A 21,924-nucleotide genomic window follows, 5' to 3' on the forward strand; every position below is an offset into this window, starting at 1 on the left:
ACGCAACGAGGCGAATCGCCGCGGCGCCACGCCGGACGGCCGCGGGAGCGGGCCAGCGGGTGACGTGGCCGGGTGCGCGGGGCTAGGCCGCCGCGCGGCGCGGTTCCCGCAACGCTGCCGGCACCGGAGCGCCCACCGGGCGGCTGTCGTCTGCGGAGGTATCGATCTCGTCTTCCGGAACATTGCGCAGCGGCAGCTCCACCCGCAGCTCGGTACCGCCCTGCGGGCCCGGGCCGATGTGGAAGCGGCCGTGGAAAGCGTCGACCCGGTGCTTCATGCCGCGCAGCCCGTGACTCTTGAGCTTGCGCATGCCGGCCGGGCCGATGCCGACGCCGTCGTCGCACAGCCGCAGGTAGAGCAGGTCGCCGCGCTCCTCGATGTCCAGCTCGACCCGCTGCGCCCGCGCGTGCTTCTGCACGTTGGTGAACGCCTCCTGCACGATGCGGTAGACCGCGATGCTGCGGTCGGCATCACACTGCAGTTCCTCCGGCAGGTGGCGATCGATCTTCAGGCCGGACAGCGCCTCGACCTCCTCGGCCAGCACCTCGAGCGCCGCGGACAGCCCGAGATTGCGCAAGGTGGTCGGCACCAGGCCTTCGATCACACGGCGCTTGAGCTGGACGCCGCGCTCCAGCGTTTCCTGCAGGCGCCGCAAGGTGTCCAGCGCGGCCTGGCGCGGCTCCAGCTGGCGGCGCAGCAACATGCCGACGTCCATCTTGCTGGCCGTGAGGATGGCGCCCAGCTCGTCGTGCAGCTCGCGCGCCAGGTGTGCCTTCTCCTGCTCGGCCAGGTGCTGCAGGTGGGTGGCGAGCTCCGACAGTTCGCGTGTGCGCTCGCGCACCGCGCGTTCGAGCCGGTCGCGTTCCTGCTCCAGGCGATGCGCCATGTGCTGCTCGTCGTCGAGCTGGGCACGGTAGGTCTGGAACAGCAGGATCAGCAGCAACACGCCGAAGGCAATCGACAGCAGCGACCACCAGCGCTGCCGCCTCACCTCGACCGCAGCCGCCAGTTCGGCCTTGTCGAGCCGCTCACGCTCATGCATCACCAGCTTGCTGAGCGCGTCTCGCAGCGTGCCGTCGGCCACCGGGTTGGGCTGCAGCTGGGAGTCCACCTGCGAGGGCGGTGCCTGTGGCGGCAGGGCTTCCAGCCGCTGCAACTCGGCCTGCTCGCCGTCGATGTAGCGCAGCACCGTGACCATGTCGGGCTCCGCCAGTCCGGCGGCCGCCCCCACCGCCAGTCGTTCGCGTGTCGCGGTGATGTCCTGCAGCGTCGCCCGGTGCCTTGCCAGGCTGTCGGGATGGCGTGCGAGCAGGTACTCGGCCTGGGTCGCGTCGACGCGAGCGGCCAGGAAGGACAAGTCGTTCAACTCGCGCGTGAAGTCGCGTGAAACCCTCAGGTCGGCGTACATGTGCTCGAGCCGCTGGTAGCCCTGCTCGGTGACCCACAGCATGGTGCCGCCCAACAGCAGGGTGATTGGCACCGCCAGCTTGAGCACCGCCAGCCGTCGCAGCAGCGTGGCCGGCACCTGGCCGGAACGCGCCGCGGCCGACTCCACTTCGTGGCGCGCTGCCTGCAGGCGAGCCACGACGGCCTGCCAGCGAGAGGGCCGCGCAGGAGCGTCTGCAGGGGAGGTGTCCGGGGGAGTGGGTGGCATCACGAGAAGCGTAAGACGGTTCCGACAGTTGGCCGATGAGCGAGCCTACAGAAGAGGACCGCCGCGATTTCTACCATCTGTCCATCGAATCAAGGCCCGCGGCCCAAGCGCAACGCCAGGCGCCCGCAGGCACAACAGGAGGTGTTCCATGCTTTATTACGCTGCCGTGTTTTTTGTCATCGCGCTGGTCGCTGCGCTGTTCGGCTTCGGCGGCATCGCCGCGGGGGCGGCCGGCATCGCCAAGATTCTGTTCTTCGTGTTCGTCGCGCTCACAGTCATTTCGTTCCTGGTGGGTCTCTTCAAGCGCAACAGGTAGTCGAGCGCCGCTTCACTGTTCGAGACCCTAGGAGGAGCAAGCGGCGCTCCCGTCTTCCGGCCGCAGGCTCCCGACCTCGGGCCCGCGTCACAACGATCCGCTTCCAAGGAGAAAACCATGAAAACCCGTTTCCTGACCCTTCTGTCCGCCCTGATGGCCGCCATGTTCACTCTCAGCGCCTGCAACACGATGCAAGGCGTGGGCAAGGACGTCGAGCGGGGAGGCGAGAAGCTGCAAGACAAGGCACAAGAAACTAAGAAAAAAATGTAACCAACCGAATCGCTGTTTCCCGGAAATTTTTACCGGTTCCGCCACGGAGTCTCCTACTCCTTTGACCCTCCCCGACCGCTCCGTGGTTCTTGAAGGGCTGTGCTCGCACAGCCCTTCTTTTTTACTGGGTGCGCCTGCAAACGCTCAAGGGCGGGCATGCACACGCTGGCGCGGGCTTTGACGCCCCGGCCTGCGCTGTGCCAGACTGCCTGACATCACTAATCGTCATGGGTCATGGAGCGCAAACGCATCCTGCTGGCGGACGATCACCAGATCGTGCGCGCCGGCCTGAAACAACTGATCGACGCGGAGCCCGACCTGCATGTCGCTGGCGAGGCGGCGACCAGTGCCGAAGCCCTTGCCCTGTTGCGTGAAGGCCATTGGGATCTCGTGCTGCTGGACATCTCGCTGCCGGACCGTACCGGCGTCGACACCCTCCGGCTCATTCGCAACCATCTCGGCGAGATTCCGGTGCTGATCGTCAGCGCCTTTCCCGAAGAGCAATACGCCATCAACCTGCTGCGCGCCGGTGCGAACGGCTACCTCAAGAAAGACGCGGACGTCGACGAAATCCTGCGTGCCATCCGCGTCGTGCTGCAAGGCCGCCGCTACCTGAGCCCCACTGCGGCTGACCTGGTGGCCAGCCGGCTCGACCAGCCCGGCGCCGGTCCGGCGCACCAGGACCTGTCCGAGCGCGAATTCCAGGTGCTGTGCAAGCTGGCGAGCGGCATGTCGGTGACGCAGATCGCCGACGAACTCTTCATCAGCGTGAAGACCGTCAGCACCTATCGCAGCCGCCTGCTCGAGAAGCTGCAGCTCGGCAGCAATGCAGAGCTGACCTACTACGCCGTCAAGAACGGGCTCATCCAGTAGCGGCCCACGCAAAGGCTGCTCTCGCGCCCCCGGGTGGCGCTCGCACAACGTCTGGCCGACCGTCGGGTAACGGCCTACAGACACCCTGCGGCGCAGCCACTAGGCTGGTTCCAAGCTAGGAACAGTACCCGCCGAGAGAGAGTCGTTGCGAGATGAGTGCGTCAGTCTCACCCCTGAATGCTGCGTCGGCCCCCTTCACGCCAGACGCGGCCCGCCCCCTGCAAGTGATGGTCATCGAGGACTCGCGCCTGATCCGCGAGCGCCTGCTCGATCTCATCGGCAGTTGCGAAGGCTTCGAAGTCAGCGCCGAGGCCGAAACCGAGGCCGAAGCCCTGGCGGCGCTGGAGCGTAGCCGCTTCGACGCAGTGGTGGTCGACCTCCAGCTGCGCGAGGGCAATGGCTTTGGGGTGCTGGCCGCCCTGCGACGCAGCGAACCGCGGCCCCTCACCATGGTGTTGACCAACACGAGCACCCGTCCAATCCGCGAACGTTGCCTGGCGCTCGGCGCGCATCACTTCTTCGACAAGTCCAACGAGTTCGACCGGGTGGCCCAGGCGCTGGAAGCGCTGCGCGGCCCCGGAGCGGTGTTCTGAGCCGACCGCGGCGCCTTGTCGGAGAGGACCGACAACGCTGGCGGCCGTCGTCCGACGCGCAATCCCCAGCCGCTTCCCTAGCATCAGGGCCAGGACTGCAGGCCAGCATGCGCCAGCAGCGAGACCCAGAGGAGCCCTTCCATGCCTTCCTACACCTACGGTGACCCAGCTTCCGACTTCAGCAGCGAGCGCGCCATGCGCGGCTTCGACGAGCCCGTGCCCGCCCCGGTGAAGCATGGCGCCACGGCATTGCAGCGACAATGGGCCGGGCTGAAGGCGGATGTGCAGGAGCTGGTGTCCAACCCGCAGTTGAAGGACACGCCCGAGATGAACGCGCTCAAGCAGCGCCTGCAGCGTTCGCTGCACCTGGCCAGCGAGGCCGTGGCCGATGCGAGCCATGGCCTCACCCAGCGAGTGCGGCATACCGCCAGCGCCACCAACGACTATGTGCATGACCAGCCGTGGAAGGTGGCGTCCATCGCCATGCTGGCCGGCGTCGTGATCGGCTTCCTCGCCGCGACCCGGCGGCGCTGAAGCCCGTCAACGGTCAACCCAGCTGGCGGTGCGCCAGCGCCGGCAGCTGCGCCCTCACCTGCAGGAGCCGTTCGCGGCTGAGGGAGGCGGTGGCCAAGCCGGCGCCTTCGGCCTGCACCGCCACCACCTCGCCCCAGGGGTCGACGATCAGGCTGTGTCCCCAGGTGCGGCGGCCGTTCTCGTGGATGCCGCCCTGCGCGGGCGCCATCACGTAGCACTGGTTCTCCACCGCCCGGGCACGCAACAGCAGCTCCCAATGCGCCCGGCCCGTCGTCCAGGTGAAGGCTGACGGCACCACCAGCAGGTCGCAGGCGGGCCGGGTGAGCTGCCGGTACAGCTCGGGAAAACGCAGGTCGTAGCAAATGCTCAGGCCCACGCGCCAAGGTGAGCCGCCGTTGTCCGTCGCCTCGAATGCCACCGGGCGATCGCCGGCCTTCAAGACCACCGCTTCGTCATACAGGCGGCCACGGCCCTCGCCGCTCGCCGGCTCCTGGTAGCGGAACAGGTGGATCTTGTCGTAGCGCGCCACCCGCTCGCCGCGCGGGTCGTAGACCAGCGTGGTGTTGCCCACCCGCTGCGGGTCTTCGGTCGCGATGGCGATGGAGCCGCCGATCAGCCACACGCCGTGCTCCCGTGCCGCGGCGCTCAGCATGGCCTGCGCCGGGCCCTGCCCGAGCGGCTCGGCCAGCGGCAGCTTGTCGCGGTCATCGCGCCCCATGAAGGCGAAGTTCTCGGGCAGCGCGACCAGCTCCGCCCCTTCGGCCGCAGCCCGGGCGATGAGCTCGCGTGCGGTGGCCAGGTTGTCGGGCAGGGAGCAGGAGGTGACCATCTGCACGGCGGCGATCTTCATCAAGGAACTCCTCTGGGGCATCAAGGGGCGGCCGGCTGCGGCAGGGCGGCCTCGTTCTGTGGCCGGGCCGGTGCAGCCGTTGTGGCCTGGCCCGGGGCAAGCCCGAACAGCGGCCCGGTGGCCGCACCTTCGGGCAGAGGCTGGCCCGGCTTGCGCTGCACCGGCTCGACCTTCGGATCGGCCCAGGCGCCGGTGACATGGAACTCGCGCGTGCCGGCCTGCATCAGCGGCTTGCGAAGGAACATCTGTGCCAGGAAGGTGCCGAGGCCCACCGCGGGATTGATGGCGGCGTAGGCCAGCGAGGCGGTGCCGGCATTGATTTCGGGCACCACCACCACCCGCAGGTCCTGCGTCTCGCGTGCGACGTCGGCACGCCCTTCCATCAGCACCGCCGCCGTCACACCGCGCAGGCGGAGGTTGTTGGTCTGGGCCACGCCCTGCTCGATCCTGACGTCGCCAGTGAATGCATCGAAGGCAAAGCCCTCCTGGAACACATCGCGGAAATCCAGCGTGAGCCGGCGCGGCAACGACTGCAGGCTGAGGATGCCGGCCAGCTTGGCAATGCCCGGCTCGACCTTCAGGAACTGGCCCTTGCTCACCTCCACGTTGAACTGCCCGTCCAGGCTCGGATAGTCGAGCGACAGCGGCGAGCCCAGCCAGCCCACCTGCCCCTGCAGCCGGCCCTTGCCGCCGCGCACCACCTGCCCGAGGCCCAGGCGCGCCAGCAAGGCGCCGCTGTCGGTCAGATCGAGCCGGAAGTCCATGGCCGAGCGCCAGCGGGCGGCGCTGCCCGGCACGCCCTGCCAGCTGCCGCTGGCGTCCAGCCGCGCGTCGGCATTGGCGATGCTGAACTTCTCGAGCCGCCATTCGCGAATCTCGCCGGTACGGCGGTTGACGGCGTCGATCTCCAGCTTGCCGAGCTTCATGCCGCGCAGCTCGAATTCGTTGACCACCACGTCCAGGGCCGGCAATGCGGCCGGGGTCTCGTCGAGCAGGCTCTCGACATCCTGGGCCGCGCTCTCGGGCAGCGACAGCCGCGACAGCCGCGCCACCACCCGGCCGCCCGCCTCGGTGCGCGGCGAGCCGGGCAAGCGGTATTCAAGGTAGCCATTGAGCTGGTCGGCATCGACATTCACGCGCCAGACGCCGTCGTCCTGCGACAGGCCGGCCACCACGTGGCTGAGGCGGCGCTGGTCGATATTCAGGACGTCGGCCTTCAGCATCACGCGGCTTGGCGCATAGCCGGGCAGGGCCATGCCGTCCGCATCGCCGGTACCCGGCTCGGCACCGGCAGCCGTCGCGCCGGCTGGCCCCTGGCCACCGGCCAGCGAACGGGCCGCGGCCTGCCAGGCGTCGAGGTCGATGCGGCCCTGCTGCACCTGGGCCGTCACCCCGGCCGCCGGCTCTGGCGCCGGCTGGTTGATGCCGATGCCGCCGGCCACCACCCGCGCACCCTCGTCCCGCAGCTCACGCTCGTAACGGGCGTGCAACACCTCGCCGAGGTCGATGGACAGGCGGTCGCGCGGCACGGCGGCTCCGTCCAGGCTGGTCGGGTCCAGCACGGTCCGCAGCCGCAGCGGCCAGCTGGCGGCGGCCGGCTTGTCGAACGGTGCCGGCAGCTCCAGCCCGAGGCCTGCCAGGTTGCTCTGGATGTCCAGTTCGGCATGGCCCTTCACCACCTTCAACTCCATGCCATAGGCGGCCTGCCCGCTGGCATGCCGGCCGAACGCGGGCAGCATCGCCAGCTCGCCGGCCTGGCGCAGCCCCTCGGCACTGGCCACGCCGTGGCCGCTGAAATGCAGCGAGCCATCCTGCTGCGTGCCCCCCTGGAAGCTGGCCTCCCCGCCAAGCACCCGCGCGGTGGCGGCGCGGATCGCAAAGCCCCGGTCCGAGAACTCGACGTTGCCGCGCGCATGGCTCATCAACGGGGTGTCGGGCGTGATCTGCACGTCGTTGCCGGCCAGCGTGATGAGGCCGTTCACCCGTGCCCGCTCCATGTCGTCCAGCGGCAGCCGGATGCCCAGCTTCAACTGCGCCTCGCCGGTGCCCCGGGCATGCTGCAGGGCATGCGAGGTCCAGGCCGCCACCGGCGTTTCGTTGACGAAGCGCAGCGCATCGGCAAGCGGCCCGCGGCCCTGGCCGTCGAGCACCAGCACCGAGCCTTGGTCGAGGTCGGCGATGCCACCTTGCACCTGGGCCAGCTGGAAGCCGAACAACCGGGCCCGGGCGTCGCGGATCTGCATGGACGTGCGGTCGAAGACCAGTTGCCCTCGCACCTCGGTGAAGGCTGGCCAGTCTGCCGGCGCGCCGCTGTCGGCGGGCGCATACGCGAAGGTGGCATTGTCGATCTGCGAGGCAATGCGGAATTCGCCGCGGCCCGGGTCCCGGAAGGGGAAGTGCTCGAGGTCGCCCTTGACGACGAAGTCGACCTGGCTGGAGCTGCCTGCCACCACCGCACGCCGCACATAGTCGCGCACCTGGGGCGGCAGGGCCGCCGGCAGGTAGCGCCAGGTCCGGGTGGCGTCGGCCCGCACCAGGTGGCCCTGCAGGTCGAGCACACCGGGCAGGCGGGCGGCCGGCGGCGAGTCGTCCGCCGGGCGGCCGGTGCGCCAGACCGCGCTGAGGGAGCCGGCCGCGTCGGCATTGGCGAACTCCGTGTCCTGCACTCGCAGCTCGACATGGGGCAGGCCACCGGGGGTGTCGCGCTCGAGCCGCCATTGCAGCCGAGCCGACAGCCGGTCGAGCGGCACCTCGGCCTGCTCGAACACACCGGGGAAGGCCAGCAGGCCCTGCTGCATGCGCAGGTGGGCTTCGCCGCCGCGGTCGCTGGCCACCACATCCAGGTCGGCCCGGGCCAGGCCGGGCCGGCCGACATGGCCGGGCCGGGCCGGGTCCGGCCGCTCGGCCGCCAGACTCAGCCCCTGTACACGGCCCTGCACCCGGTAGCCGGTGGGCGCATCGGGCGGCCCATCCCAATGCAGCTGCAGTCCCTGCACCCGGCCTTGCGGCTGCAGCGCGACCAGGTCGTTGCGCAGCCGCTGGCCCAGCGGCAGGCTGCCGGCCAGGCGCGCCAGGATGGCCAGGTCCAGCTGCGCGGCCTGCAGCTGCCCGCCGGCCGCCGGCTGGCCGACGGGCTGGCGCCAGCGCAGCGACCAGTCGGACGCCGGCCAGGCATCACCGTCGCCCGTGCGAAAGGCAAGCGCGCTGGCCGACAGGCTGTAGGCCTCGGCGTCACGCCGGCCGGCCAGCCGGCCGGTGAGCTGCTGCAGCACCAGCGGCTGGACCTCGCGCGCCAGCCGGACATGGACCGATTGCAGCGCCAGGTCGGCCGTCGCCGCCGCCAGCTGGCCCTCGGTGATGTCGGCCCAGACCCGCAATGCACCGGCGCCCTCCCGCAACTCGAAGGGCAGGTCCAGATACTGGCGCAGGCGCTGAACGTCGGCACGCGGCAGGTCGGCGTAAGCGGTGCCGCTCCAGCGTTCGATGTCCCCGGCCGGTGCCAGCAAGGGATGGGTGAAGCGGCCGCGCACGGTGAAGCGGGCCCCCCAGTCGGCCGGCGGTGTCGCATCGAGCCGCCAGTGGTGGCGGCGCGATCCCAGCTGCGAGCCGTTGTGGATGACGAGCTCGACATCGGCCAGCTGCAGCGGCGGTGCGCGACGCTGCTCGTCGATCCAGCGCAGCGTGCCGCCGCGGATGGCGAACTGGTGCTGGCTGAAGAACCAGTCGGCCCCCTGCGTGTCGCGCGGGCCACCCGGCTGCGAGCGCATCTGCAGGCCGGCCACGAACAGGCGGCCTTCGGCATCGCGGCGCACTTCCAGGGTCGGGCGGTCGATCACGAGCTGCTCGAAGCGCGGCCGCCAGTGCAGCAGCGAGCGCATCGACAGCGTGGCATTGACCTTGGCCAGCCGCAGTGCATCGCGTCCCCCGGCGTCCCGCACCACCACGTCGGTCAGTTCGAGGGCCGGCACCCAGCCGTGAGATTCAACACGGATGTGGCCGATTCGCACCGGCACCCCCAGCGAACGGGTGGCCGCTCGCTCGATGTCCGGGCGCCATGATTCGATTCGCGGCAGAATCGCCCACTGCAAAACGAGCCATGCCACCAAGAGCAGGCTCCATGCAAGCAACACGAAGATTCCGGCAACACGCACGGCCACGCGAAAACGGCGCCACGCAGGCGCCAGCAGGGCCGGGGAGGGGAGAAACGGCATGAAGACTTTGCAGGGACAGGGGTTGTGCTTTGCGCACCCCCGACAAGAAGGCGCGGCCAATCTAGCATAGAGCCGGAACAGTTCGATGGGTTTCCATGACGATGTTGCAAAGGCGGCCGTGAACCGAGATCAACAGCAAGACCAGCTGCCGCTCGCGCTGGCAACACATTCCCGTTTTGTCCAGCGCGTGCGGCGCCGCTACGAGGCCGAGTTGCCGCTGTTGTCCCCCGGCCTGCCGAGCCGGGAACAGCTCTCGGCCCTGATCGACACCCTGGCCGCCCGAGGCCGCCCGCTCACCAGCGCGCTGCGCGTGGCGCGGCAGCTGACGCTGGAGCGCCTGGCCAGCCTCGACATCGAGGCCGATGCGCCGATGCCCGAGGTGGCCCGGGTCATGACGGAGCTGGCCGAGGTCACCCTGGACCGGGCCCTGGCCGCCGCGCTCGCCGAGCAGGACGAGCGCTACGGTGCGCCGCTCAATGAAGCCGGCGAGCGCATCGACTTCTGGGTGGTCGGCATGGGCAAGCTCGGCGGCCGCGAGTTGAACGTGTCCTCCGACATCGACCTGATCTATGTCTACGAGGAAGACGGCCAGACCACCGGCCGCCCCGACGGCACCGGCCGCATCAGCGCGCACGAGTACTTCTCGCAGGTGGCGCGCTCGCTGTACACCCAGATCGGCGAAACCACCGAAGACGGCTTTGTGTTCCGCGTTGACCTGGCGCTGCGGCCCAACGGCAACTCCGGTCCTCCGGTGGTCAGCCTGGCGATGCTGGAAGAGTATTTCCTGGTGCAGGGCCGGGAGTGGGAGCGCTTCGCCTGGCTCAAGAGCCGGGTGGTGGCGCCACGCGCGTCGGTGGCCTCAGGCCGCGCGCTGCAGTTGCGTGACATCGTCATCCCGTTCGTGTTCCGCCGCTACCTCGACTACGGCGTGTTCGAGAGCCTGCGCAGCCTGCACAGCAAGGTGCGGGAGGAAGCGCAGCGCCGCGCCGCCGGGCGGCCGGAGCGCGCCAACGACGTCAAGCTCTCGCGCGGCGGCATCCGCGAGATCGAGTTCACCGTGCAGCTGCTGCAGGTGGTGCGTGGCGGGCAATACCCCGAGATCCGGACCCGCTCCACCTTGAAGGCGCTGAGCCGGCTCACTGCCGTCGGCGTCATCCCGCCGGAGACCGCCGACCGGCTCGCCGCGGCCTACACCTTCCTGCGCCGGCTGGAGCACCGCATCCAGTACCTCGACGACCAGCAGACCCACCAGCTGCCCACCGCCGACGGCGACCTGGGCTGGATCGCCCGCAGCCTCGGTTTCCGCTGCAGCGAGGACGCCTGCGAGCTGCTGGAGCACCTGGGGGAGACGCGCGAATTCGTCGCCCTGGAGTTCGACGCGCTGCTGCACGACGGCCAGGCACCCAAGGGAGCCTCCAAGGGCTGCAAGGGCTGCAGCCAGCCGGTCTCGCTCGACAGCGACAGCTTCTACGAGCGCCTGCCCGCGCCCCTGGCCGAGCGGGTGCGGCCGTGGGCGCAGCAGGCGCGGGTGCGCGGGCTGCGTGACGAGACCCGGCAGCGCCTGGCCAAGCTGATCCTGCGCTCGGCCCAGGCGGCGCAGCAGGACATCTGCACCATCGAGGCCGCGGTGCGCTTCGTCGACTGGGTCGAACCGCTGCTGCGCCGGGAAAGCTATGTCGCGCTGCTGCTGGAGCGGCAGGAGGTGCACCACCGGCTGCTGCGCCTGCTGGGGCTGGCCCGCTGGCCGATGCGCTATCTGATGCGCCATCCCGGCGTCATCGACGAGCTGGCAGACCCGCGGCTCATCTACACCCGCTTCGAGCCCCAGGGGTTCGTGCTCGAGCTCGAACAGCGCCACGAGGCCTGGACCCGCTCGGGCCAGGCCGATGAGGAAGCCTTGCTCGACACGCTGCGCCGTGCCCACCATGCCGAGGTGTTCCGCACCCTGGTGCGCGACGTCGAGGGCCACATCACCGTGGAGCAGGTGGCCGATGACCTCTCGCTGCTGGCCGACGCCACCGTGGACTGCACGATGCGCTGGGCCTGGAGCCACCTGCGGCAGCGGCATGTCGAGTCGCCGCGCTTCGCGGTGATCGCCTACGGCAAGCTCGGCGGCAAGGAGCTCGGCTATGGCAGCGACCTCGACGTCGTGTTCCTCTACGACGACGAGGACGAACGCGCGCCCGAGGTGTACGCCGCCTTCGCCCGCAAGCTCATTCCCTGGCTGACGCTGCGCACCGCCGCGGGCGAGCTGTTCGAGATCGACACCGCGCTGCGGCCCAATGGCAACTCCGGCCTGCTGGTCACCTCGCTGAAGGCCTTCGAGGCTTACCAGAGTGGCCGCGGCAGCAACACGGCCTGGACCTGGGAGCACCAGGCGATCACGCGGGCCCGGTTCTGCGCCGGCGACCCGGCCATCGCCCCTGCCTTCGAAGCCGTGCGCCGCGCCGTCATTGCCGCACCTCGCGAGCAGGCGGCGCTGAAGGCCGAGATCCGCTCGATGCGCCAGAAGGTGCGCGAGGCCCATCCCGACAAGCCGGACCGCTTCGACGTGAAGCACAGCCCGGGCGCGATGATGGATGTGGAGTTCGCCGTGCAGTACCTGGTGCTCGCGCATGGCGCGACCCATGCGGAGCTGCACGACAACGTCGGCAACATCGCGCTGCTGCAGCGTGCCGAGGCCGCCGGACTGCTGCCGGCCGGCGTCGGCCAGGCGGCTGCGGACGCTTACCGCGAGCTGCGCCGGGCCCAGCACCGGGCCCGGCTCGACGAACGGGCCACCCACTTCCCGCCGGACGAATGGAAGACCCAGAGCCAGGCGGTGCAACGCCTCTGGCACTGCGTCTTCGACGGCTGAACGCGCTCCGCCGATGAACGGCCGCAGCCCGGGCCTGTCGGTGCGCGCGCCGGGCGGCGCGTGGGTGGCACTGGCTGGCGGGCTGGCCTTGCTCGGCGCGCTGGGCAGCCTGCTGCCGGCCTCCACGCTGGCGTGGTCACGCGCCACCGCGGCCCTGCCCTGGCGCTGGCTCACGCCAGTCGGCGCGCACTATGGTGGCCTGCACCTGCTGGCCAACCTGGCGGGCCTGCTCTTGCTGGCCTGGCTGGGCCGGGCCGCCCGCCTCGACGGTCGTGCAGCATTGGCCTGGTGCCTGGCCTGGCCCGCCACCCATGCGGCCTTGTGGTTCGCCCCGGCCCTCACGAGCTACGCCGGCCTCTCGGGAGTGGTGCACGCCGGCACCGCGGTGGCGGCCGTGTTCCTGCTTGCAAGCCATGGTCGCCTGCGCTGGCTGGGCCTCGCCCTGGCCCTGGGCCTGGCCTTGAAGCTAGGGAGCGAGCAGCCCTGGCAGGCACCGGTGCAGCGCAACCCGGCCTGGGCCTTCCCGGTGGCGGTGATCGCGCATGCCACTGGCACGGCGGCCGGGCTGGCCGCTGCGCTGCTGGTACTCGCCGCCGCCCGCCGCAGGACGCCATGAGGCAGGTGAACGGCGAAAGCGCTCGGAAGGGCTCCGAAGGGCTCGGTGTCGAGGCAACGGCCGGAGCCGCTGCTGGCCAGCTCGCCCTCGCCCTCGCCCCCGCCTTAGTTGAAGCCGCTGTTGCCGAAGGCGCTACCGCCGAATCCGCTGACCGCCACGTCCGCCGCCTCATAGCCGCTGTGGCGGGAAGCGGTGGATCGCGAGCCGCCGCCCCAGCCGCCATGGCGCTCGCCCAGCGTGCGGCGCCGCGGGCGCCAGAGCAGCAGCACCAGCGCCAGCACCCCGAGCCCCCACGCCAGCGGCCAGCGCTGCTGCCATGCCGCGATGGCGGCACCAGCCGCAAGGAGGAAGGCGAAGAAGCGTGCCACGGTCTGCGTCCCGTGCGTCAGGAAAGGTCCATGTAGGGGTTGTGCGCCACTTCCCAGAGGGCACCTTCCGGATCGGCGAAGTAGCCGCTGTAGCCGCCCCAGTGCGTCGGCTGCCCGGCCTTCACCAGGCGGGCGCCGGCTGCCACCGCCGCCGCAAGCACCTCGTCCACCCGCTCGGGCGAGGTCACGTTGTGCGCCAGGGTGAAGCCGCGGAAGCCCTCGCCCGCTGCCGGCAGTTGCGCATCCTCGGCCAGTGCCTCCCAGCCGAACAGCGAGAGCAGCAGGCGCTCGCCGACTTCGAAGAAGGCGATGTGGTCGTTGCTGCCCGGCGCGAGCGTCCAGCCCAGGCCATCGCGGTAGAAGCGGCGGGCCCGCTCCAGGTCGCGCACGCCGAGGGTGACAAGGCTGAGTTTGGCTTTCATCATGGCGGCATTATCCGAAGCGCCGCCCCAGCGCCCAGCCCCCTTTCCGGGGGAGCGGGCCCGGCTCAGCCGAGCAGCTTGAGGCCGGTCACGCCCAGGGCGATCAGCAGCAGGCAGCCGAGGCGGGCCGCGGTAGCCGCCTCGCCGAAATACAGCATGCCCACCACCGCGCTGCCCAGCGCGCCGATGCCGGTCCAGACGACATAGGCCGTGCCGAGCGGAATCTGGCGCATCGCCACGCCCAGCAGCCACACGCTGCCGATCATGGCGGCCACAGTGACCGCCGTCACCACCGGCCGGGTGAAGCCTTCGCTGAACTTGAGCCCGGTGGCCCAGGCCACTTCCAGCAGGCCGGCAACGAACAGGATGAGCCACGACATCGCATCAATCTCCCGCGGGGCCGTCCCCGCGCACTGCAAGTGCCGGCGGGTCGTCCCGTCGGCAGAAGGCCGCGCCTCGCGCCAGCCGGTCAGCCGGGCAGTCTAGAGGGTGTGCCGCAGCCTCGCTCGCAACGCACCCGTCCCACCGGGGGAGCGCCGGGATTTACCCTGATTCGCGTTGCACTGGCCCCGTGCGCCGCCTACAAAAAGCCAAAGCGCCGCAGAACGGCGCTTTGGCACCGGCCGGCACTGCCGGCCGGGAGCGAACGGGAGGGTCAGACCGCCTGGGGATTCGGGCCCCGTGCGGCCATGCCGACGCGGGCGGTGATTTCCTTGCGGAAGCGGTTGAGCTCCTGGACGCTCTTGAAGCTGTGCTCCATCAAGAGGCTCATGTTGTGCAGGATGCGCTCGACCACCTTGTTCTCCCACACCGAGTCGAACTGGATCTGCTTGTCCAGCCAGTGCTCGAGCCACTCGGGGTTGGGCAGCCGGCTTTGCACGGTGTCACGCGGGAACAGCTTCTGGTTCACGTGCAGGTTGGTGGGGTGCAGCGCCTGGGCTGTGCGGCGCGCGCTGGCCATCAGCACGCCCACCTTGGCGAAGGCGGCCTTCGCCTCGTCGCCGAAGCGGCCGATCGCGCGCTTCATGTAGCGCAGGTAGGCGCCACCATGGCGGGCTTCGTCACGGGCCAGGGTTTCGTAGATGGACTTGATGACCGGCTCGGTATGCCACTCGGAAGCACGGCGGTACCAGTGGTTGAGGCGGATCTCGCCGCAGAAGTGCAGCATCAGCGTCTCGAGGGCCGGCGCCGGATCGAACTCGAAGCGCACTTCGTGCAGTTCCTGCTCGGTGGGCACCAGGTCGGGCCGGAAGCGCTTGAGGTACTCCATCAGCACCAGCGAGTGCTTCTGCTCCTCGAAGAACCACACGCTCATGAAGGCGGAGAAGTCGCTGTCCTCGCGGTTGTCGCGCAGGAACATCTCGGTCGCGGGCAGCGCGGCCCACTCGGTGATGGCGTTCATCTTGACCGTCTGTGCCTGCTCCTCGCTGAGCATCGAGGCATCGAAACGGTCCCATGGGATGTCCCGGTCCATGTTCCAGCGGACGGCTTCCAGTTGCTTGAAAAGCTCGGGGTACAGCATGGGCAGTTCCTGTGTCGCAGAGGCAAGCTAGTGAGGGTTGGCGTGTTCCCGGCCGGCCGCGGCATCAGCAGCCGCCAGCGGGAAGTGGACCGGCGCGTGGCCCCCGAGGGCTGGCACCGATCCTCGCGGCGCCCAGGGCAGGACCTCACGTCCGGCACGAGCGCAAAACGCGATTGTCCAGGAAGTTGCGGTCGAGCGCTGCAAAAGGACGCAGCTGCGATCCGGTTTCTGGGTGAACGGCCGCGGAGCCACTGCGCTTGCCGGGGGGCGGGCGGCGCTTTTGTGCGAGCAGCGCCCAATATTCCACTGCTGAAGTGAATCATGGCGATGCGAAGGAAGCCGTTTACACTGCCGGGCGTCGTGATGCGGGCCGCTGCCGGCCGCCCCGGCGCCCGCCATGGCTGGCAGCGCCGACGCCCGTTGATGAAAAATAGCAACTGTATGTTTTTACTGGCGTCATTGCGTGGAACTTTCGCCCGTGAGATCCTTCAAACCAGCGTCGCCGCGGGACGGGAGTGTCGCATCGTGCTCCAGAAGAGCACCGGTGCCGGGCAGGGGAGTTCCGTCGGCATGAGCACCGTTTTTCCGCTGCGAAGCCTTCCGGCCTGGCTGGATGAAATCCCGGAGCGTTTCTCCTCCTCCTCCCTCCCTCCCTCCTTCGCTCCAGGACGCTTCGCGGCGTTTTCTTCACCGGCGTGCCGCTCCAGTGGCGCGCAGGCGGACGCGGCTGGCGGGCGCTGAGCGTCGATGCGCCGCATTGCCGTCATCGGGTCTGGCATTGCCGGACTGGCCGCGACCTGGCGCCTGGGCGACCACGCCCGCGTCACCCTGCTGGAGGCGCAGGACCGCTTCGGTGGCCATGCCCACACCGTGGACCTCACCCTGCCCACCGCGCGGGGCGAGGTCACGCACGGGGTTGACACCGGCTTCCTGGTCTTCAATCGCCGCACCTATCCGCAACTGGTCGCCCTGTTCGAGGAACTGCAGGTGCCGAGCTCTGCCTCGGACATGTCGTTCTCGGTGCAGGTGCCCGAGGCGGGGCTGGAATGGTCCGGCCGCGACCTGGGCAGTGTCTTCGTGCAGCCGCGCAACCTGGCGCGGCCGCGCTTCTGGCGGATGCTGGCCGACATCGTGCGCTTCAACCGGCTGGCAACCGCCATCGCGCGGCGCGGCGAGGACAGCCAGCTGCGCGAGTCGATCGGCAGCTTCCTGCAGGCCCATGGCTTCGGGCAGCCGTTCTGCGAGTGGTACTTCCTGCCCATGCTGGCCTGCATCTGGTCCTGCCCCAGCGAGCAGATGCTGCGCTTCCCGGTCGCGACCCTGATCCGCTTCTGCCACAACCACGGGCTGATCCAGCTCACCGACCGGCCCCAGTGGTACAGCGTCACCGGCGGTTCGCGCCACTATGTGCAGCGACTGCTGGAGCGCATCGACGACGCCCGCCTCAGCACCCCGGTGCTCGGCGTGCGGCGCCGGCCCGGCGGCGGCGCCGTCGTGCTCACCCGGCAGGGCGCGGAGTGCTATGACGAGGTGGTGCTGGCCTGCCATGCCGACCAGGCACTGGCCCTGCTCCAAGACCCGAGCGACGGCGAACGCTCGGTGCTGGGCCGCATCCGCTATCACGCCAACCGCGCGGTGCTGCACACCGACCACCGCCTGCTGCCACGGCACCGCCGGGCCTGGGCAGCCTGGAACTACGAGCGTGCCGCGCAGCCCTCGCAGGAAAGCGCCGGTGTCTGCCTGCACTACCTGATCAACCGGCTGCAGCCGCTGCCCTTCGACACGCCGGTGATCGTCAGCCTGAACCCGGTGCGCCCGCCCGACATGTCGCAGGTGCTGGCCGAGTTCGACTATGCGCATCCGGTGTTCGACCTGGCCGCCATCGATGCCCAGCGCGAGCTGCCTCGGTTGCAGGGCCGTGCACACACCTGGTTCTGCGGCGCCTGGACGGGCTACGGCTTCCATGAGGACGGCCTGCGCTCGGGCCTGGAGGTTGCAGGGCAGTTGCTCGAACGGCTGGAGCACCCGGCGCGGCCGGTCGCACTGCCTGACGCGGCATGACCGGCGGCGCGCTGATCGGCTTCGGCCAGGTGCGCCACCGGCGACTGCGGCCGGTGGCGCATGCGTTTGCCTATCGCAGCTACTTCCTGCTGCTGCCCATGCGGCAGCTGCGCGAGCAGCCCGACCCGGCGTTGTGCCGCAACCGCTTCGGCGCCCTCACCTTCCACGACCGCGACCACGGCGACGGCAGCGCCGACAGCCTGCTGTGGCTCGAATCGGTGCTGGCGCGTGCCGGCGTGTTCGATGCCGATGGCGAGGTCTGGCTGCACACCTATCCGCGCGTGCTGGGCTATGCCTTCAAGCCAGTCAGCTTCTGGTATGCCGAACGGCGTGACGGCTCCCTGGCGGCGGTTGTGGTCGAGGTCAACAACACCTTCGGCGAGCGCCACTGCTACCTGCTCAAGGGCCCGGCCCTGCGCTGGGGCGCGGAACAGCTGGCGCGCAAGGCCTTCCATGTCTCGCCCTTCTGCAAGGTGGAGGGCGGCTACCGCTTCCGCTTCCTGCGCACGGCGGCCGAGGGCCCGCATGCCGGGCGCACGGTGGTGCGCATCGACCACGACGATGCCCAGGGCCCGCTGCTGCAGACCAGCATCAGCGGCACGCTGGAGGCCTTGACACCAGCCAGCGCCCGCCGGGCCTGGCTGGGCCTGCCGCTGATGACGGTTGGCGTGATCGTGCGCATCCACTGGCAGGCCCTGCGCCTGTGGGCCAAGCGCGTGCCCTTCTTCTCTCGACCGCAAGCTTTCGCTGGACGATGAATCCGACCCCCACGCTGCCGGCTCCCGCCGGCACCGGCACGCTGCCGCGCGGCGCCCCGGCTTCGGCCCATGCCGTGTTCCGCCTGCTGCGGCGACTGGCGCATGGCACGCTGGAGGTGCAATTGCCGCAGGGCGGCCATGCCCGCTTCGGCGGCGGGCCCGGCCCGCAAGTGGCCGCCACGGTGCATGACTGGCGGGTGTTCCAGCGGGTGCTGGCGCGGGGCGACATCGGTTTCGGCGAGAGCTACATCGATGGCGACTGGGACAGCCCCGAGCTGACCGCGCTGATGCGCCTGCTGGTGGCCAACCGCCAGGCGGTGTCCGAGGCGCTGCACGGCCGCTGGTGGTACCGCGCGCTCTACCGGCTGCGCCACCTGCTGCGGCGCAACTCGCGCCTGCAGGCCCGGCGCAACGTGGTGGCCCACTACGACCTCGGCAATGCCTTCTACCGGCTGTGGCTGGACGAGACGCTGGCCTATTCCAGCGCCTGGTTCGACGGCGACTTCGGGCTCAGCACCGAGGCAGCCCAGCAGGCCAAGGTGCGGCGTGCGCTACAGCAATGCGGCATCGCGCCCGGCCAGCGGCTGCTGGAGATCGGTTGCGGCTGGGGCGGGCTGGCTGAGCAAGCGGCCAGCGAGTTCGGCGCCCGGGTCACCGGCGTCACGCTGTCGGACGAGCAGTTGCGCCATGCGCAGCTGCGCCTCAGCCGGCAGGGCCTGCAGGCGCAGCTGCGACTGCAGGACTGGCGCGACATCGACGACGGCCCCTACGACGCGATCTGCTCGATCGAGATGTTCGAGGCGGTCGGGCGTGAATACTGGGACCGCTTCCTTGCGCTGCTGCACCGCCAGCTCAAGCCCGGCGGACGAGCCTGCCTGCAGACCATCACCCTGCGCGAGGACCTGTACGCCGACTACTTGCGCTCGACCGACTTCATCCAGCAGTACATCTTTCCGGGCGGCTTGCTGCCGAGCCGCAGCGCCTTCCTGGCAGCCGCGCGGCGCGCCGGCCTGCAGGTGGTCGCCGAGCTCGACTTCGGGCTCGACTATGCCGAGACGCTGCGGCGCTGGCATGCGCGTTTTGCGGCCGCCCACGCCGAGGTGCGGCAACTCGGCTTCGACACCCGCTTCATCCGCCTGTGGTCCTTCTACCTCGCCTATTGCGAGGCTGCCTTTGCGCAGCGCGACACGAGCGTCGTGCAGTTCACGCTGCAGCGAGCCTGAACCGCCATGCCACCGGCCTGTAATAAGCTTTCCGCCATGCCCCATCCCCACGACCCCACCCTGCCGGCGCATGTCGGCCGGCTGGTGCGGTTCTTCGAATCGATGCAGCCCGCCGCGCTGGCGGGCCTGGACCAGATCTACCGCAGCGACAGCCGCTTCACCGATCCCTTCCACGCGGTGGAGGGGCTGCCGGCCATCACCGCCATCTATCGACGGATGTTCGACACCCTGCAGGAGCCGCACTTTCGCCTGACCCAGGTGGTGAGCCAGGGCGCGCATTGCTTCGTCACCTGGGACTTCCTGTTCCGCTTCCGCCGCGCGGCCGGCACGCCGCACACCGTGCGCGGCGCCTCGCACCTGGTGTTCGATGCCGAAGGCCGCGTCGCCGAGCACCGCGACTACTGGGACGCCGCCGGCGAGTTCTACGCCAAGCTGCCGCTGCTGGGGCGGCTGATGCACTGGCTGCGCCGCCGGGTGGCGGGCGCATGACGGCCTGGCGCATCGCGGTGGTCGGCGCCGGCATGGCCGGCCTGGCCTGCGCCCGCGCGCTGCAGGAGGCGGGCCATGCCGTGCAGTTGTTCGACAAGGCCACGGCGCCGGGCGGGCGCTGCACCAGCCTGGCGACCCCGGCCGGGCCCGTTGACATCGGCACCGCGCGGCTGCGCGCGGCCGGCAAGCTGTTTGGCACCCAGCTGCAGGCCTGGGCGGCGGACGGCTGGCTGGCGGAAGACCCCTGGGCGCCGGGACACTGGCGGCCCAGGTCGACGATGCAGGCCTTCATGCGGCAGCTTGCAGACGGCTTGCCCTTGCTGAGCGGCGTGGAGGTGGCCGGCGCCACGCATGACGCCGGCCGCTGGACGCTGCAGGTGCACGGGGAGGTGCCGCGCACGCTCGAGCTGGGCTTTGACGCGCTGTTGCTCGCGCTGCCGGCCGGCCAGGCCGGCCCGCTCCTGGATGCGGACCCGGCGCTTCAGGCCATGCTGGCCGAGCAGCCCGGCGAGCCCGCCTGGACCGTGGCGGCCGCCTGGCCGGCGCCCCTGCCCCTGCCCGCCGAAGGGCTGCAGCCTGGCCGGCTGGCCGGCCGCCAGGACGTGCTGGCGGCCGCCTGGCATGCGGCCGGCCACCCGGGCGACGGGATCGACTCGCGCTGGGTCCTGCAAGCCAGCAGTGCCTGGAGCGCGGAGCGGCTCGCGGCTCGCCCGGCCGACGTCACGCGCGCGCTGCTGGAAGCTTTCGCCGGCGTGCTGGGCCAGCGCCTGGCGCGGCCGGCCTACGCGGCGGCGCACCTGTGGCCGCAGGCCCAGCCGGCCTCGGCCCGCCGCGAGCGTTGCGGCTGGAATGCCGCCTTGCGCCTGGGTGCCTGCGGCGACGCCTGGTACAGCCTGAAGGGCTCACAGGGCGCCGAGCGCGCCTGGCTCAGCGGCCGGGCACTGGCGCAGAAGCTGCCGGCTACTTGAGCCAGCCCTTGTGGCGGAAGTACCAGAACGGCGCCACCACCGACGCGACCATCAGCGACAGCGAGAAGGGATAGCCGAACTGCCACTCGGTCTCCGGCATGAAGCGGAAGTTCATGCCGTAGATGCTCGCGATCAGCGTCGGCGGCAGCAGCGCGACGCTGGCCACCGAGAAGATGCGGATGATCTTGTTCTGGTTGATGTTGATGAAGCCGACCGTGGCGTCCATCAGGAAGTTGATCTTGTCGAACAGGAAGGCGGTGTGCGAGTCGAGCGAGTCGATGTCGCGCATGATCTGGCGGGCCTCCTCGAACTGCTCGGCATTGAGCAGCCGGCTGCGCATGAGGAAGCTCACCGCGCGGCGGGTGTCCATGACGTTGCGACGGATGCGGCCGTTCAAGTCCTCGCTTCGCGCGATGGCGGCCAGCGCCTCGCCGGCCTCGTTGTCGGTCACCTCCGCCTTGAGCACCTGGGCGCTGACCTTCTCCAGCTCGTCGTAGATGCCTTCGAGCGAATCGGCCGAATACTCGGCATCCATGTCGTAGAGCTTGAGCAGCACGTCCTTGGCGCCCTCGATCAGCCCCGGCATGCGGCGCCCGCGCAGGCGCAGCAGGCGAAACACCGGCAGGTCCTCGTCATGGATCGAGAACAGCACGTTGTTGTGCAGGATGAAGGCCGCCCGCACGTTGCGCGAACTCTCGTCGTCCTGGATCAGGAAGTCGGTGCGCAGGTGCAGCTCGCCGTTGTCTTCCTCGTAGAAGCGCGCCGACTCTTCCAGGTCATCGCCGGTGATGTTGTCCGGGATCGTGACGCCGAAGCAGCCGGCGATCCAGCCCTTCTCCTCGGGCGTGGGCGCTTCCAGGTCGACCCACACCGGTTGCAGGCGGGCGAGCGCATCGGGGCGGTCGATTTCTTCCTGGTACAGCCGGCCATTGGCCAGCGTGAATACATTGAGCATGCCGTCTCCAAGCAGGGCAGCTGCAGCATCGGCACGAGCAGCCTCGGCGGGCGGCGTGCACAGTGCGGCGTTCAGGGAGTTCAGGGGATGGCGGCAGACCGTCTCACCCCCCGATGGCAAGGCAATGCGACGAGGACCTCGGCCTTCAGGGAGCCTGCCTCGCCCTTGCCCGCGCCCTGGCCCGTGTGGCCCCCCGTCGTCTGGCGGGGGCAGGCCCGAAGGAGTGGACGGTCACCGAGGGTGACAACTGTCCAAGGAAGTCTCCGTAGCAAAAAGCGACTCAAGATTATGCACTCCGCTCCCCGCGTCGAGCAAACCGCGCACCTGCGTCCCTAGAATCGACGCTCCAAGTTGGAGGACCTGTCGTGGACACTGCTGCCGCCC

21 protein-coding genes are annotated in these 21,924 nt (G+C 70.1%); 13 read left to right on the forward strand and 8 right to left on the reverse strand.

Annotated features, from left to right (window positions below; all coding sequences use genetic code 11):
• Positions 1–82 precede the first annotated feature (82 nt).
• Positions 83–1,585 carry a sensor histidine kinase gene (locus N7L95_RS13990; protein WP_301255858.1) on the reverse strand — a complete coding sequence of 501 codons (1,503 nt, stop codon included), beginning with the start codon at positions 1,583–1,585 and terminating at the stop codon, positions 83–85.
• A 217-nt stretch (positions 1,586–1,802) separates the two neighbouring features.
• On the opposite strand from N7L95_RS13990, the gene N7L95_RS13995 reads away from it, so the two are divergent.
• The 5 genes from N7L95_RS13995 to N7L95_RS14015 all read left to right on the forward strand — a co-directional run bounded on the left by N7L95_RS13995 (position 1,803) and on the right by N7L95_RS14015 (position 4,240).
• Positions 1,803–1,970: a DUF1328 domain-containing protein gene (locus N7L95_RS13995; RefSeq protein ID WP_301255859.1), complete on the forward strand. Its 168-nt coding sequence runs from the start codon at positions 1,803–1,805 to the stop codon at positions 1,968–1,970.
• 117 nt (positions 1,971–2,087) lie between these two features.
• Positions 2,088–2,240 (forward strand): entericidin A/B family lipoprotein, encoded by a 153-nt coding sequence (locus N7L95_RS14000; RefSeq protein WP_301255860.1) that lies wholly within the window; start codon positions 2,088–2,090, stop codon positions 2,238–2,240.
• 234 nt (positions 2,241–2,474) lie between these two features.
• Positions 2,475–3,113, forward strand: a complete 639-nt coding sequence (locus N7L95_RS14005; RefSeq protein ID WP_301255861.1) for a response regulator — start codon at positions 2,475–2,477, stop codon at positions 3,111–3,113.
• 152 nt (positions 3,114–3,265) lie between these two features.
• Positions 3,266–3,706 (forward strand): response regulator, encoded by a 441-nt coding sequence (locus N7L95_RS14010; protein WP_301255862.1) that lies wholly within the window; start codon positions 3,266–3,268, stop codon positions 3,704–3,706.
• Between the two features lie 141 nt (positions 3,707–3,847).
• The gene (locus N7L95_RS14015; protein WP_301255863.1) at positions 3,848–4,240 is read left to right on the forward strand and encodes an ElaB/YgaM/YqjD family protein; all 393 of its coding nucleotides are present in this window, start codon (positions 3,848–3,850) and stop codon (positions 4,238–4,240) included.
• Between the two features lie 13 nt (positions 4,241–4,253).
• Here N7L95_RS14015 and N7L95_RS14020 read toward each other — a convergent pair whose 3' ends face one another.
• Entirely contained in the window at positions 4,254–5,090 is an 837-nt protein-coding gene (locus N7L95_RS14020) for a carbon-nitrogen hydrolase family protein (RefSeq protein ID WP_301255864.1), read from the reverse strand.
• Positions 5,091–5,110: 20 nt separating this feature from the next.
• Positions 5,111–9,193, reverse strand: a complete 4,083-nt coding sequence (locus N7L95_RS14025) for a YhdP family protein (protein ID WP_301255865.1) — start codon at positions 9,191–9,193, stop codon at positions 5,111–5,113.
• Positions 9,194–9,386: 193 nt separating this feature from the next.
• Here N7L95_RS14025 and glnE point away from each other — a divergent pair, with 193 nt between their 5' ends.
• A complete protein-coding gene (gene glnE, locus N7L95_RS14030) occupies positions 9,387–12,158 on the forward strand; it encodes a bifunctional [glutamate--ammonia ligase]-adenylyl-L-tyrosine phosphorylase/[glutamate--ammonia-ligase] adenylyltransferase (protein WP_301255866.1) in 2,772 nt (923 codons plus the stop codon).
• Between the two features lie 13 nt (positions 12,159–12,171).
• Positions 12,172–12,774: a rhombosortase gene (gene rrtA, locus N7L95_RS14035; protein ID WP_301255867.1), complete on the forward strand. Its 603-nt coding sequence runs from the start codon at positions 12,172–12,174 to the stop codon at positions 12,772–12,774.
• Positions 12,775–12,878: 104 nt separating this feature from the next.
• On the opposite strand, the gene N7L95_RS14040 is transcribed toward rrtA, so the two are convergent.
• The 4 genes from N7L95_RS14040 to N7L95_RS14055 all read right to left on the reverse strand — a co-directional run bounded on the left by N7L95_RS14040 (position 12,879) and on the right by N7L95_RS14055 (position 15,086).
• Positions 12,879–13,142, reverse strand: a complete 264-nt coding sequence (locus N7L95_RS14040) for a hypothetical protein (protein ID WP_301255868.1) — start codon at positions 13,140–13,142, stop codon at positions 12,879–12,881.
• A 17-nt stretch (positions 13,143–13,159) separates the two neighbouring features.
• Entirely contained in the window at positions 13,160–13,567 is a 408-nt protein-coding gene (locus N7L95_RS14045) for a VOC family protein (RefSeq protein WP_363324841.1), read from the reverse strand.
• Positions 13,568–13,629: 62 nt separating this feature from the next.
• Positions 13,630–13,944, reverse strand: coding sequence for a DMT family transporter (locus N7L95_RS14050; RefSeq protein ID WP_301255869.1), 315 nt, complete (start codon positions 13,942–13,944; stop codon positions 13,630–13,632).
• Between the two features lie 275 nt (positions 13,945–14,219).
• The gene (locus tag N7L95_RS14055) at positions 14,220–15,086 is read right to left on the reverse strand and encodes a ferritin family protein (protein WP_301255870.1); all 867 of its coding nucleotides are present in this window, start codon (positions 15,084–15,086) and stop codon (positions 14,220–14,222) included.
• A 321-nt stretch (positions 15,087–15,407) separates the two neighbouring features.
• On the opposite strand from N7L95_RS14055, the gene N7L95_RS14060 reads away from it, so the two are divergent.
• The 6 genes from N7L95_RS14060 to N7L95_RS14085 are packed head-to-tail and all read left to right on the forward strand — an operon-like array spanning position 15,408 to position 20,585.
• A complete protein-coding gene (locus N7L95_RS14060; protein WP_301255871.1) occupies positions 15,408–15,827 on the forward strand; it encodes a hypothetical protein in 420 nt (139 codons plus the stop codon).
• A 6-nt stretch (positions 15,828–15,833) separates the two neighbouring features.
• Positions 15,834–17,147, forward strand: a complete 1,314-nt coding sequence (locus N7L95_RS14065; protein WP_301255872.1) for an NAD(P)/FAD-dependent oxidoreductase — start codon at positions 15,834–15,836, stop codon at positions 17,145–17,147.
• Positions 17,144–17,905, forward strand: coding sequence for a DUF1365 domain-containing protein (locus N7L95_RS14070; protein ID WP_301255873.1), 762 nt, complete (start codon positions 17,144–17,146; stop codon positions 17,903–17,905). The genes N7L95_RS14065 and N7L95_RS14070 overlap by 4 nt, the downstream gene beginning before the upstream one ends.
• Positions 17,902–19,128: an SAM-dependent methyltransferase gene (locus tag N7L95_RS14075; protein ID WP_301255874.1), complete on the forward strand. Its 1,227-nt coding sequence runs from the start codon at positions 17,902–17,904 to the stop codon at positions 19,126–19,128. The genes N7L95_RS14070 and N7L95_RS14075 overlap by 4 nt, the downstream gene beginning before the upstream one ends.
• Before the next feature lie 36 nt (positions 19,129–19,164).
• Complete coding sequence (locus N7L95_RS14080; RefSeq protein ID WP_301255875.1) at positions 19,165–19,617, forward strand: nuclear transport factor 2 family protein; 453 nt, start codon at positions 19,165–19,167, stop codon at positions 19,615–19,617.
• A complete protein-coding gene (locus N7L95_RS14085; RefSeq protein ID WP_301255876.1) occupies positions 19,614–20,585 on the forward strand; it encodes an NAD(P)/FAD-dependent oxidoreductase in 972 nt (323 codons plus the stop codon). Before N7L95_RS14080 ends, N7L95_RS14085 begins: the two co-directional genes overlap by 4 nt.
• Here the strand turns inward: N7L95_RS14085 and corA are convergent.
• Positions 20,578–21,540 carry a magnesium/cobalt transporter CorA gene (gene corA / locus N7L95_RS14090; protein WP_301255877.1) on the reverse strand — a complete coding sequence of 321 codons (963 nt, stop codon included), beginning with the start codon at positions 21,538–21,540 and terminating at the stop codon, positions 20,578–20,580. The two genes, N7L95_RS14085 and corA, sit on opposite strands and share 8 nt — an antisense overlap.
• Positions 21,541–21,924 lie beyond the last annotated feature (384 nt).

The organism is Eleftheria terrae, from assembly GCF_030419005.1.
Taxonomy (GTDB): domain Bacteria; phylum Pseudomonadota; class Gammaproteobacteria; order Burkholderiales; family Burkholderiaceae_C; genus Caldimonas; species Caldimonas terrae.